Origin of the sequence: Moritella viscosa (assembly GCF_900120065.1) — a bacterium.
Lineage (GTDB): Bacteria > Pseudomonadota > Gammaproteobacteria > Enterobacterales > Moritellaceae > Moritella > Moritella viscosa.
Map to the genome: position 1 here is coordinate 1 of NZ_FPLG01000148.1, position 12,327 is coordinate 12,327.

Here is a 12,327-nt window from a genome sequence, read left to right on the forward strand (position 1 = left end):
ATTAATTCTAGGCTACAAGATAAACCTGACTGCCTTTTGACAAATAGAGACTGCGTTCACCGAAATACCAATAACACTGTATAAAATCAGCCTATCTAGTCTTTTTCATTACACATAAGTATGATTAACTTAGTTGGTAAATTTTGCATGATAAAATGTATGGTAAATCGATATTCGCATATCATGAGTGAGTAAAACCTCTATACTTTGGGGCAGAAATGAGTTTCGAATAATATGGTTAGTTGCTCAACTACAGGTATATCTTGCTACGCAAGAATGCAGAATTAACTATGGATAATGCTTCGCATTAACACACCTCTTATTTCCGTTTATGCCCGTAGTCACTCCTCAATGTAATAAATCTTATTTCGATTTTTTAAAAGCTCAACAAGATAGCTATTACGCTGATGTGAATGACTAGGGGCTTCAGTGATAAGCTGAAAGTCAGCACTTGAACCTACAATATGTATTTCAATTTCAGCTCTAGTGATAGCTGTATATAGCCATGCTCTGTCAACGATTCGTCCTTTTTGCAGTGCAATGATAATGCGTGGGAACTGTGAGCCTTGGGCTTTATGAAGAGTTATTGCATAACCCAATTCCATGCAATCCAGCACAGCTTGTGTAATCTCTATATTATCCCCAGTATCAAGCGTTACCTCACCATAGCTATCACCAGATGCTTTAACATTTGAGAGAACACCAAGCGAACCGTTCTGGATGCCTTTATCGTAGTGATTGCTGGTAAATAAAACCGTGTCATTAAGACGCAGGTTTTGAAAAAACTTATCACCATTAATTTCAAACTCAAGCCTACTACCATTGGGATTTACAGTCTCTTGAGTAAGCGAATTGATTTCAGCAACTAGCGCTTTAGTCGGAGCCATGATACGGCTGTTTTCGGGAGATTGCTGATACAATTGACAACAGACTTGAGCAATGTCTGTTTTGCTTGTTTCGTGAAAACAAATTGAGTCAGTCGTTAGTTGTTTTGGCACTTTCCCTGCGTTGATTAATTTCGAATACTCAGGGATACCCGTCGAGCTTTCCTGTCTCTTGACGATATCTAGCATGGTGTTTGCTACCGTTTTTGCTTCAACGATATCCGCAAGTACCTTGCCACAACCAATCGGTGGTAGTTGTTCAGGGTCGCCTGTAAAAATCAATCGCACAGAGGTGTGAATGTGGCTCACAAGGCGATACATGGTCGGCAAATCAATCATGCTTGCTTCATCAATCACCAGTAGATGATTGGGTTGCTCAGCACTAGGCTCTATTGGTTCATCACGCAGTAATTTAGCAATGGTTGAAGTGATAAAGCCTATCGACTCATGCAGTCTCATTGCTGCTCGACCACTGAGCGCAACAGCGTGTATTTCAAAGCCCATTTGATGATAAGCCTTGAGTGCGGTTCTTAGCACTGTTGTCTTACCTGTTCCTGCACCGCCTGTAATACAGCTTACTGAGTTGTCTAGACATGTTGTTACTGCTTCTATTTGCTTGGTTGTTAAATCATAGGGCAGCTCGGCAACCGCAGAACAATAAGCAACATTAGCCTTTTCATCAAATAAATCATTGTGTTTAACCAATGTGTTAAGTCGCTTGGCAACGACACTCTCCATCAGTAGTTGCGCCGTTGGGTGGTAGGCTCCCGTGTCAGGGTTTAAAATATACTGCGCTTTGTCATGGCCTGATTGGAATGCCTGTGCGACCAGTGTTTTGTCTTTCAGTAGTTTGTTGAGGTAAGGGCGCACATTCGCGTGAGTAGTGTAGGTGTGGCCTTTTTCAATCTCCTTTCGGATTGCCATTTCCAGTGCGGCACTCAGTCTTCTGGAGTCGTCCGGTGCAACATCACTCTTAAATTCCGTTGCCCTAATGATGCCTTCAATAGCGATGAATGACAGACCAAAACCCATCAGTGTGTAGGGGTTGCACTTGATAGTCTCTATGGAGGCTTCGCCGTGATGCTTAAGCAGTCGTTGCTGCACACTGGCGGGGATTTTGTGCTCACTCATCCAATTGCAATATGCCAGGTTTTTGTATTTGGCGTAGCCCTTATAGAGCGCTTCTACTGAATCATCACTCAGGATCGATGTTAGGCGTTTTCTGGATTCAGACGTATCTTTTGCCAAGGTTGCATGAAAGTCTTTACCTAAGAGTTGCCAAAGCGCTCTGGCTTTGCTCTCACCAATCCCATTGAAGTCGTTTTCTTTCGCGATAAAGCGTATCAGTTGCTCACCTGTTTCGGGTAAGGTACATTCAATATGCTCTGGTGATTCATAGGTGTGTTGCTGCATTACATAATCGCCAGTTTCGACGTCTTTGATTTGGCGAGTGCCTTTGACCGACCAGTGCTGACCTGGTGTGGGTTGAATGGGGATGCTATCAGGGTTAGCTTTGATGGTGACATAATACTTGCCATTATTGGTTTTGTAAGAATCTAGTGCCAGCGGCACACCACTGAATATCACCAATTTAGCAGAGCGATAAGGGATGCTCGTAACGCGCATTTTATCTTCATTAAAAACGGCATTCATCGTGGCATCAACCCCATTTCAGATAGAGTTTCAGACAGCTCGCCAAAGCGTTCAAGTCGCTTTTCAAGCTCTTTCACCTTGGCTTTTAATTCAATGTTCTCTACCTCTAATGACGACACCCGCTTTGAATCTAGTAACTTACGATTAGTCGTGCTGTCGTAGGCTTTGGGATTATCCGCATTCTTCTTGGCCGATTCCGTTAAAGGAGGGATCACACCTTTGTCACGCAGTTCCTCTTCTAAGGTCTTGAGCGCTTTTTTAAGGGCTGGATTTTGATTTAGGGCTGATTTGCCGCAGCCGATACTTTTTGCCACTTCGATGCGGTTAAGCTGACCTTTGAACACGATTTGTTTAAAGTCATCATCCGTCTGTGTAGCTTTCCATACCTCAAAGGCCTCAAGGTTTTGCTGCGCTTTTTGCTGACCACTTGCCATTATTAGACCTCTCGCTATTTCCTGATTTGCGGTTTAGTACGTTATAAATTGTTGGATTTTTACTTATTGCTGCGCTTAACGTCTTGTAATGTCTTTTGAAACACATCCATGACACTTGGGTTCGCTTTGGCAATGCTGGATAGTTTTTGAATGAAAGCTTGAAGCTTTCCAATTTCTGATTGTGCCACTGCAAGCTGCGCTTCCAGTTGGATTACCTTCTCAGCTAAATCCACATCTTTTTGTAAGTAAGTAATAAGCTCTTTGTTGTCAGATGCAACAGGTTTCCCCCTTAATACTTGCTTTTTTTCCTTAAACTCGTGCTTGATATTCGGGTATTTATCGAGCGTCTGTCGAGTTGTGATAATACCTAAACTGGATTCCACTTTTGTAATGAGAAAATCCCAAGTTAACTTACCTTCCCAGCTTCTAATAAGGGCTTGGATGGAAATTTGCTGGTCTGTTTCTAATGATTTAATTGCCATATTATTCCCCTAAAGTGAGCCTAAGAAGCCCAAGAAATTATTCGTAGCTTCATCTTTGCTGTTATCATTTTTTGCCTCTATCGCAGCTTGAAGGGCCTGCTCGGCATTAGGGAACACCAACTTTCGTTCTTCTACGGTTTTTGTGTCTAAATTGGTGATCCTCATGCTGTTTGAGCGAGTAAGAAATCGCACCATACAGCCTTCTTCTATATTGTCATCGGACAATACTTCAATCAGGTTTTTCAGCATACATGTATTGCTATAATGGGTTCTGTACCACTCCTGCATCCCTTTACTCGTTTCGAAGTTAATGGCCTCTTGTACCTTTTCCAAGTTATGAGTTTGTACCTTTAAATCCTTCAGCAACAAGTCTATGGCATCACGATCATGTGCTACATGGCAAGAGGATGAGCATAGCGTACATTGCGTTTCAAACTCCGTCATATAAGTACAGGGTGAGAGGGCTAAATTCTGAGTGCAAAATCCTGATTCGTGAACAAAGGTCGGGGTTTCGTTGTTGATAGCCTCGTTATATTTATTCATGGTCACAAGACGACGACTTACCTTTTCTTCGACATTGCTTGATAGCTCATCAGAGAAAGAAATATCACAAATCACAGAAGCGTTCTGTGCATCCGTTGTATGGATGTATGTCAGCGTTTGCTCTGCGCTCTTTCGACCTGAGAGCATAGAAATGAGATGGTGAGGAAGTCCTTTTTTCGCAAGATAATCATTTTGCCAATGACGTAATTGGTGTGGCTTAAGCAAAAAGCTAGAAGAAAAACCGTGTCGCTCAAAGATGGTGGGGTTATTGTTAGTTCCTTTTTTTAAATAGTTAGCGAATAACTTACTTAGCGAGCGAATGGGGACTAAAAGGAAAGGGTTTTTGACTTTGCCACCTAACTGCTTTTGGGTGTAAGCAAATAAGGCGTTATCAAAGTCCACATACTTACTTTGGTGATTATTGTAACCCTTTAGTTGGCATTGATTTTTTTCGATGATGAAATTCTGAAACTCAGCCACAGAGAGTTCTTTCTTGCCACCTGTGTAACTACTGTACTGCATTGGGCTCGTGAGAGCACAGCCTGTAAGCAAATAAGCATAAGGGCAGCCATGCTTAAAAATCAGTGTATCAAACGCTTCAAGTTGTGCGATGGGTTTGATGAATTTGGCGTGGCTTCTACTTTTTTTACGCATAGCCCCCTTTGTAGTCGGTGTAACTCGAACATATTTGTCGCTATCGTCAAAAAAGCCTAGCAGTAAACTAAGATGCAAAAGGTTTGTTGATTTATTCATAGAAGGTTTAATGAGTGCGACATTTTCGTCGCTAGGTTTAAGTGCACCCAGCACTTCCTTTAAAGGACGATTAGGCTTTCGACAGAACCTTGCTAACGCTCTTGTTGGTTCAGTCGCAAGGATGGTGTAGTGCAGTGTTCTATCTAGGCTGTCAACCATTTCTGCATTAATATGATTTTGGTTATCCTCCCAGCCCTTTGAGCCTGGCCAGTTTAGGTAGTGAACGGTTTTTTCTTGCCTCTCAACAACTTGTGCATGGGACTTTATGCGTTGCGGTGTTAGAAGCACTTGCTCTGCACCGATTCGATTAGGCGAAGCCATTCCAAGCGCTACCATGGTGCAAGTAAAGCTGTCTTTCTGTACTTGCGTAGAGGATAAAAACGGTTGCCAAGCATCAATGTTTTCTTTGTTATCATCCTGATAGGGTGGAATGACATCATAGAAGATAGCTCCGAGCGCTAGTAGCGCCGTTTCCGAAGGCAGTTTGTTTTGCTCCGCATCCAGCGCATCATCGCCACTCTTACTTCTAAGCGTGGGAGAGGAGGTGAAAATATCGGGCTGACAACTGTCTGACAGCATTTGGTGTTGATGTAGCCAATTGATGAAAGCTGGTAGGGGATCGATATATTTCATCGAGTCAATGGCATGTTGAATTTTATCAAAGGTAGCCGTGGCGACATTTTCATCGAGGCTACAAAGGAAATATCTCGCCGCCGTTATTTTGTTTCGTTTATCACCTAGAGATGTTTTTTCTTTTAATATATCAAGCATATAGGCAAACAACAACTTGTGTATATTAGGCTTTAATCGGTCATCGTCCGTGAAACGTGTACCTATACTTGGTTTGTTTTTTTTTAGGTTACAAAACAAAAAATTGATGTTTTTTTTGTGACCGTCGGTGAAATTTACAGCAATATCGCTCCATGAAGCAGGTTCTCCTTGCGTGTTGGTAAATCCAATAAGTGGTTGCACTTGCTTTTTGGTAACGTAAGCACGTTGGTTATCAATATAACGGTTAATTATACTCATGTTTATCCTCCAACTTTGATTGTTTTTCGCTCTTCACACAGAGCTATCGTCACTCTGATATAGAGAATGATAGCTTGCAGTCGCTTAACGGTGGCTGGATGGCCTGATTGACTATTTATAACCAGTTTACGCTCTGCTTTATCTAAATATTGCTGATGATTTGCGGTTTCTAGGGGGCGAAAATTATCACAAGGGTAACACCCCATTGGCGCCCCCCCTTTTGACTGACAACTTGAACAGTTAGCAGGATTAAGCTTGTGTCCCATCTCTTCATCAAAAGGGCTTTTGATTTTGAAATCGGGATGTTGCTGTAATTTTTCTGAGGATGTGCTATCAAATCGTTGTATCACACTGTTACCTGCAAAGGCTTCGTCAATTTTAACTCGCTCAGGGGCTTTTAAATCAAGGTAGGATTGTATTGCTTGTACCGTAACGCCAGTAATCGCAGCAATTTGCGCAGGACTTAACCCCATCCAAGCAGCGAGGGTTAGCTGGGTGTGTCGCCAGCGGTTATTTTTAAAAGTAAGGGGTTTATGCGCAATACGGTCACTTTTTACATTTAAAATTTTATTGAACAAGTAATCGATACAAGCCATAAAGCTGATAGCAGTTAGATGAAAAGACTCTGATGTATCGCTTACGGATTGAAAAAGACTCTCTTTTGTATCAAATTTTGCCGAGAATAAACTCTGGTCTGGAAACAAAGGGAGTCGCTGCATCAACTCTTTTATCTCGCTCTCAGACAATGTAATGTCGTACTGACTTAATGAAGCACAAAGATAGCTCTCATACACTTGGTAATATTGAAGCAATAGCTCAGACAGGTTAGGCATCTAAGCGATGCGAGCGCGATTCAGCATTAGTTCTAAACGTGCCTTCTTTACCTTTAAAGGTTCTTAAATGTAATTGCTCCATATCAGAAAAGTGATGTTGTGTTAGAGGTTGCCAATCTCGGTTGCTTTCTTTGTGCGACTTAAACGCTTGACCGACACGCAAGAAGTCACACCATTTTATTTTAACCAGTTGCGTAGGTCTTCTTGTAATTGCGACCATCAACTGACAAGCCAGCACCTTTCTAAGGCGAGTGAAAGGTTTTGTCGTTACAATCTCATTATCAAGCGCATTGAGTGTTTCAATTCTTAGTGCTTCAAGGAGGTTGTCACGCTCAATTTCACTGTAAGCACCACTCAATTCATCAAGGATACCCTTCGAACCATCGGCTCGACCTAAATTATCATCTTTAACGATGTCATATAAAGGTGTTAATAGGAGGCTATTGTACTCATGACTTCGTTTGCAGAGTGCGAATAGTGCGTCTCTTACGCTCTTTTTATAGACGGTGAGTGTTAACCACCACGCCTCGAAAGCTGCTGGCTCTAAGTAATCGCAAATGTTTTTTAATGTACTGACAAAGCCTTTCACAGAGCTACAAGCATAGTGTTTAGTTGCGTGAGCGATAGCCAGTCGTAGGTCAAGAAACACGTCCTTTTCCAGATCATTCATCCACTCAAGATAAAGTGTCTTCTTATAACCTATCGACCACTCATCAGAAAAAACATTAAACTCGTAACCCTCTTCCTTTGATTGGATGGTTCTTTTTCCTGCGTAGCTGTTTTTTAAGTTTTTAAGTTCAGTTTTATTCATTGGCGACCTCTCAATGCAGGTACGGATTGGCTTTGGTTCTTCGATGATATTTCAGCAACCGTCATCGCTAATTGGAATTCGTTGTAGACTGATGCCATTTTTGAATCTTCGACCCAACCCATTGCATATTTGCGAAGGTCTTCAATTTTATCAGGTGAGAATCCCATCTCTCTTGCTTTATCTTCAAAGAGTTCGTTCCATTTATGTCGAAGCAAATGTGGATGTAGATTTATCCCGACAGAATCTCCAAATATTTTAACGACCTTATGAATTGCGTTGTAAGACATTGGTTGGCCGATAGTTTTCCCTTTCTCTGAAATAAAGATAAAATCATGTTCATGGGTGTTTGGCGTGCTTTGGCGTGTTGTTTCGATATAAAGTTTGATTAGCTTCATTAAATTACTAGAAATAGAGACCGATAGCGCTTTTGTTTTATTTGCAGCAGGTAAGCGCCTAGTGTCCGTTGGGTCATTCGGTGTGCGGGTTAGTAAGAATCGAGGGTTGTCCCAATCATCGACTAAATCACTCACTTTCAATTTCAAAACAGCCCCGACACGAACCCCTGTATCAATCAATATTTGGGTGATAATTTGATTTCTAAGTTTGCTGGACTTAAAGGGGTTGTCAGGCGAAGACTCTTGAATAATATCCAGTAATTTAAAGAATTTATCCGATGGAATTGCTGATTCAAAAGCATCTTTAGTGATGGTATTGTCTTTTCGACAGCTTGATATTGCCGTGCTTATATAAAGATTGAATTTATTAAATTTGTTATCAGTGCTGATTTGCTGCTTAGTTTCAGCTTTATCATAATGATGGCCTACATATAAGAACTCAATGTAGGCTTTAAGTCGAATTAGACGCTGACGAAAAGTGTGCGCTGACACTTCTGGTTGGCTGTTTGATGTTGCATGTATGGCATCCCTAATTCGCTTATCGCTAAGATTGACTACTGCACTGTTTTCGTTGTCATCTTCTGTGTCTGCATAGAATTTGCAAGTGCGAATGTAGCTGTCAATTTCCTCAATAGATAAAAATATGCCACTCGCAACTCGTTCAACAAGGTCAATACCCTGTACCATGAAAAAACAATATAAGAATTTGCACTCATAGGCATATTTCTTTCGAGTATAGAAAGATAGCGATTGCTTTGATTTAGAGAGCGGTGAATTATGATTACTATTAAGGTAGGCGTTGAGGCTCAAGCAGCAAGGAAGGCAACTATCCTCAACAACTACTGGAAAAGAATAGCCATTCATATCCTTATATATTTTAACTTGTATATTACTACTCAAACCAACCATTACAAAAAACCATTTCGATTACACATAAATTAACTATAGTTGTAATCTTAATTTTGTAAGGCAAAAAAATATTATTTTAATATACTTCAATGAGTTTAAAGCATTTATTTCTTATTTTTCTTTACACTTTCTTTTGGTGGGGAGTATTCACAAAGATCTTCAATTAAGCAAGAACCACAACGCGGTTTACGAGCGATACAGGTATAACGACCGTGTAAAATTAACCAGTGGTGCACATCTACTTTAAACTCAGCAGGCACAACTTTTAGCAGTTTCTCTTCTACTTGGTCAACGTTTTTTCCCATGGCAAATTTAGTGCGATTCGATACGCGGAAAATATGGGTATCAACAGCAATTGTTGGCCAACCAAATGCGGTGTTCAAAACAACATTTGCAGTTTTCCTACCAACACCGGGTAGCTCCACTAAAGCATCCAGATCCTCGGGTACAATACTATTATGTTTCTCTAATAATATCTGGCAGGCTTTAATGACGTTATTGGCTTTAGAGTTGTATAAACCAATGGTTTTAATATAGGCTTTTAGTCCTTCAACACCTAAGTCAAAAATAGCCTGTGGTGTATTAGCAACAGGAAACAGTTTATCCGTCGCTTTATTCACGCTCACATCTGTTGCTTGAGCTGACAGCGTCACAGCGACGAGTAACTCAAATGCTGAAGAGAAGTTTAACTCAGTTTCAGGATGGGGATTATTATCACGCAGACGCTCTAAAATAATACGGCGTTTATCCTTGTTCATATCTTGATCCTATATGTGTTCATTTTCTGATGAAATGATTGCTCACTTATTTAATGCCATTGGTATAAAAAGCCATACTGATAATCATAATTCAGTATGGCTTAAGTTGTTTACTATTATTTAAACTAAGATTCGAGCTCTGGAATAATAGCGTATTAATTTGTTGCTGATTCAGTTTCTGTCGCGGGTTCTGCTTCAGGTTTAACTTCAATAATAGGTTGTGCTTTACGGCGTTTATCCAGTTGTTCATCGATAGCATGCTTAATTGCCATCAAAAAACCCATGCCAATGAATGCGCCAGGCGCTAAAATCGCTAACAAGAAGCTTGTATCCGCATGAAAGACTTCAATACGTAATACGCTTGCCCAGTCTCCTAATAGTAAACCCATGCCGTCAAAGAGGGTTCCTTGACCTAATACTTCACGGATTGCGCCTAATACAATTAATACGCTGGCAAAACCTAGCCCCATAAAGAATCCATCAGCCGCAGAGGGTAAAACTTTATTACGTGATGCAAATGCTTCGGCACGACCAATAATAATGCAATTGGTTACAATTAACGGAATGAAAATACCAAGTGATTGATACAATTCATAAACATAGGCATTCATAAGTAATTGTACTGTTGTTACAAATGAGGCAATAATCATGACAAAAATAGGAATTCGGATCTCTTTTGGCACGTATTCACGTATCAGTGATATCGTCGTATTCGAGGCAACAAGTACTAACAAGGTTGCAAATCCTAGCCCCATTGCATTGGTGACGGTTGCCGTTACTGCAAGTAGGGGACAAAGTCCTAAGACTTGTACTAAACCAGGATTATTTTTCCATAATCCTTGATAGATAATATCGCGATATTGGCTCATGATTTACTCCAACAAGAAGGCGCACTTTGTAAGTTAGAAAATTGTTCTGACTGATAAAAAGTTAGTATATTTTTTACTGAACTCACCACTGCTCTAGGTGTAATAGTGGCGCCAGTGAATGAATCAAAGTCACCGCCATCTTTCGTTACGGCCCAAGTATGTGCATTCTCTTTAGTCAAGGTTTGATCAACAAAGTCATCTAGCCAGTTTGATTTACGATATTCAACTTTGTCGCCTAATCCCGGCGTTTCATTGTGCCCTAGAATACGTACACCTGTTATTTTACCGACTGTATCCACACCGGCAACAAGTTTTATATTACCACTATAGCCCTTTGGCGCAATCCCTTCTATTGCGTAGCCTACGGGCTCATTATTTTTTGTTGCAGTGAAAATACGCTGAGGTTCGGATGTGCCAAGCAGTGCTTCATTTGTCATTAATTTACAACTTTGAAAAATATTATTGTCATGACCACTTTCGGGTAATAACTGGTTAATGATTTTCAATAGTTGGGTTTGTTCTTGTTCTGCAATTCGGTCTTTTGTCACCGCATTTGTGATCGCAACAACAGAGGTACAAGCAAAAGCAAATAGGGCGAGTATTGCACCATTTTTTTTCATTGATACTAACATGGTGATCTCCTATTTATGACCGTAAACACGGGGTTGAGTGTAATAGTCAATTAACGGTACGCACATGTTTGCGAGTAATACTGCAAACGCCATTGCATCAGGGTAGCCGCCCCAAGTTCGAATGATATAAACTAATGCACCGATTAATGCGCCGAATATGAGTCGACCTTTTGGTGTTGTTGATGCTGATACTGGGTCGGTGGCAATAAAGAATGCGCCTAACATGGTTGCACCGGAAAATAGGTGAAAAATTGGCGAACCAGCAGCATCCGGTTCCCACAGGTAACCAATAAAGCTTATTACAAATAAACCACCTAATAAACCAACAGGGATATACCATAGGATCGCACGTTTACTCAGTAAATAAACTCCGCCTGCAAGGAAGGCTAAATTAATCCATTCCCAGCCTAAACCTGATAACCAACTAAATTGCTCTTTGGCTTGGATTTCGCCAACTGTATGGCCCATAGCCAGCCCCGTTTTTAAGGTATCAAGCGGGGTTGCCATCGTGATACCGTCAATATTTTGCATCAACTGATGCGCTGTATGGCCGTCTAAGGTAACGCCTGCAAAAATAACGTTAAAGACATCCCATAATGATAATTCATAACCGGTGATTTCACTCACTGGAGGCCAGGTTGTCATTTGTAGTGGGAATGAAACAAGCAGCATTACATAAGCGACCATGGCAGGGTTAAAGATGTTTTGACCTAATCCACCATAAAGATGTTTTGCAATACTAATGGCAAATACTGCACCCATGACACTGATCCACCAAGGAGCAAAGCCAGGTATTGAAATACCGATTAATAAACCAGTTAACAAAGCACTGTTATCTTGTATTCGGCTTAGTATTGGTTGCTTACGTAACTTCAAAATTACTGCTTCAGTAATAATTGCTGCCATACAGGCCAAAACGATATGGATGAGGTTACCGGCACCAAAAAAATACCATTGTGCGGCAATACCTGGGATTGTCGCCAGAATAACGGTACGCATCAGGTTACTGGTGCTGCTACCACTGTGATTATGGGGAGAGCTTGCTAATCTAAATGCCATGTTATTTGTCACCAAGTTGGGCTAGTTTCTTTGCTTTCGCTTTTGCTATCGCCGCGGCAATAGCTGCTTTTTTCTTATCGACAAGTTCGGTTAGTTGAGCCTCGTCGAGTGAATTGCTTGTTTGCGCTGCGGTTTTTTTAGCTTTTGCACGGGCAACAGCAGCTGTGATGGCTGCTTTTTTGTCATTAACCGCTGACGTAGGAGATTCTGTTGCTTCTGTAGATTCAACAACGTTCGCTTGTGCGGCCGCTTTTTTGGCTTTGGCACGAGCAATTGCAGCAGC

General features: G+C 41.0%; 11 protein-coding genes and 1 pseudogene. All 12 read right to left on the minus strand.

The window, feature by feature from the left end; translation table 11 throughout:
• Nucleotides 1-341: 341 nt before the first annotated feature.
• Nucleotides 342-2,510 carry an AAA family ATPase gene (locus BT797_RS21810; protein WP_244534269.1) on the minus strand — a complete coding sequence of 723 codons (2,169 nt, stop codon included), beginning with the start codon at nucleotides 2,508-2,510 and terminating at the stop codon, nucleotides 342-344.
• Between the two features lie 23 nt (nucleotides 2,511-2,533).
• Nucleotides 2,534-2,971: a VPA1267 family protein gene (locus tag BT797_RS21815; protein ID WP_075473523.1), complete on the minus strand. Its 438-nt coding sequence runs from the start codon at nucleotides 2,969-2,971 to the stop codon at nucleotides 2,534-2,536.
• A 59-nt stretch (nucleotides 2,972-3,030) separates the two neighbouring features.
• Nucleotides 3,031-3,453 carry a hypothetical protein gene (locus tag BT797_RS21820; RefSeq protein ID WP_075473524.1) on the minus strand — a complete coding sequence of 141 codons (423 nt, stop codon included), beginning with the start codon at nucleotides 3,451-3,453 and terminating at the stop codon, nucleotides 3,031-3,033.
• A gap of 9 nt (nucleotides 3,454-3,462) precedes the next feature.
• A complete protein-coding gene (locus tag BT797_RS21825) occupies nucleotides 3,463-5,778 on the minus strand; it encodes a hypothetical protein (RefSeq protein ID WP_075473525.1) in 2,316 nt (771 codons plus the stop codon).
• 2 nt (nucleotides 5,779-5,780) lie between these two features.
• Nucleotides 5,781-6,611 (minus strand): hypothetical protein, encoded by an 831-nt coding sequence (locus BT797_RS24445; protein WP_244534268.1) that lies wholly within the window; start codon nucleotides 6,609-6,611, stop codon nucleotides 5,781-5,783.
• Nucleotides 6,604-7,422, minus strand: coding sequence for a hypothetical protein (locus BT797_RS24450; protein WP_075499584.1), 819 nt, complete (start codon nucleotides 7,420-7,422; stop codon nucleotides 6,604-6,606). Before BT797_RS24450 ends, BT797_RS24445 begins: the two co-directional genes overlap by 8 nt.
• Complete coding sequence (locus tag BT797_RS21835) at nucleotides 7,419-8,504, minus strand: tyrosine-type recombinase/integrase (RefSeq protein WP_244534267.1); 1,086 nt, start codon at nucleotides 8,502-8,504, stop codon at nucleotides 7,419-7,421. The genes BT797_RS24450 and BT797_RS21835 overlap by 4 nt, the downstream gene beginning before the upstream one ends.
• 326 nt (nucleotides 8,505-8,830) lie before the next feature.
• The gene (nth, locus tag BT797_RS21840; protein ID WP_075473527.1) at nucleotides 8,831-9,484 is read right to left on the minus strand and encodes an endonuclease III; all 654 of its coding nucleotides are present in this window, start codon (nucleotides 9,482-9,484) and stop codon (nucleotides 8,831-8,833) included.
• Between the two features lie 155 nt (nucleotides 9,485-9,639).
• Nucleotides 9,640-10,353 (minus strand): electron transport complex subunit E, encoded by a 714-nt coding sequence (locus tag BT797_RS21845; protein WP_075473528.1) that lies wholly within the window; start codon nucleotides 10,351-10,353, stop codon nucleotides 9,640-9,642.
• On the minus strand, nucleotides 10,350-10,985 hold the full coding sequence (gene rsxG / locus BT797_RS21850) for an electron transport complex subunit RsxG (RefSeq protein ID WP_045110942.1): 636 nt from the start codon (nucleotides 10,983-10,985) through the stop codon (nucleotides 10,350-10,352). Before rsxG ends, BT797_RS21845 begins: the two co-directional genes overlap by 4 nt.
• A 9-nt stretch (nucleotides 10,986-10,994) precedes the next feature.
• Entirely contained in the window at nucleotides 10,995-12,044 is a 1,050-nt protein-coding gene (gene rsxD / locus BT797_RS21855) for an electron transport complex subunit RsxD (RefSeq protein WP_075473529.1), read from the minus strand.
• Nucleotide 12,045: 1 nt separating this feature from the next.
• Nucleotides 12,046-12,327: pseudogene (locus BT797_RS23975) on the minus strand (electron transport complex subunit RsxC); the annotation flags it as partial.

Excerpts from the sequence above, each read along its gene's own strand:
- BT797_RS21810 (WP_244534269.1), bottom strand. The coding sequence starts at position 2,510 with ATGCGCGTTACGAGCATCCCTTATCGCTCTGCTAAATTGGTGATATTC.
- BT797_RS21815 (WP_075473523.1), bottom strand. The coding sequence starts at position 2,971 with ATGGCAAGTGGTCAGCAAAAAGCGCAGCAAAACCTTGAGGCCTTTGAG.
- BT797_RS21820 (WP_075473524.1), bottom strand. The coding sequence starts at position 3,453 with ATGGCAATTAAATCATTAGAAACAGACCAGCAAATTTCCATCCAAGCC.
- BT797_RS21825 (WP_075473525.1), bottom strand. The coding sequence starts at position 5,778 with ATGAGTATAATTAACCGTTATATTGATAACCAACGTGCTTACGTTACC.
- BT797_RS24445 (WP_244534268.1), bottom strand. The coding sequence starts at position 6,611 with ATGCCTAACCTGTCTGAGCTATTGCTTCAATATTACCAAGTGTATGAG.
- BT797_RS24450 (WP_075499584.1), bottom strand. The coding sequence starts at position 7,422 with ATGAATAAAACTGAACTTAAAAACTTAAAAAACAGCTACGCAGGAAAA.
- BT797_RS21835 (WP_244534267.1), bottom strand. The coding sequence starts at position 8,504 with ATGGTACAGGGTATTGACCTTGTTGAACGAGTTGCGAGTGGCATATTT.
- nth (WP_075473527.1), bottom strand. The coding sequence starts at position 9,484 with ATGAACAAGGATAAACGCCGTATTATTTTAGAGCGTCTGCGTGATAAT.
- BT797_RS21845 (WP_075473528.1), bottom strand. The coding sequence starts at position 10,353 with ATGAGCCAATATCGCGATATTATCTATCAAGGATTATGGAAAAATAAT.
- rsxG (WP_045110942.1), bottom strand. The coding sequence starts at position 10,985 with ATGTTAGTATCAATGAAAAAAAATGGTGCAATACTCGCCCTATTTGCT.
- rsxD (WP_075473529.1), bottom strand. The coding sequence starts at position 12,044 with ATGGCATTTAGATTAGCAAGCTCTCCCCATAATCACAGTGGTAGCAGC.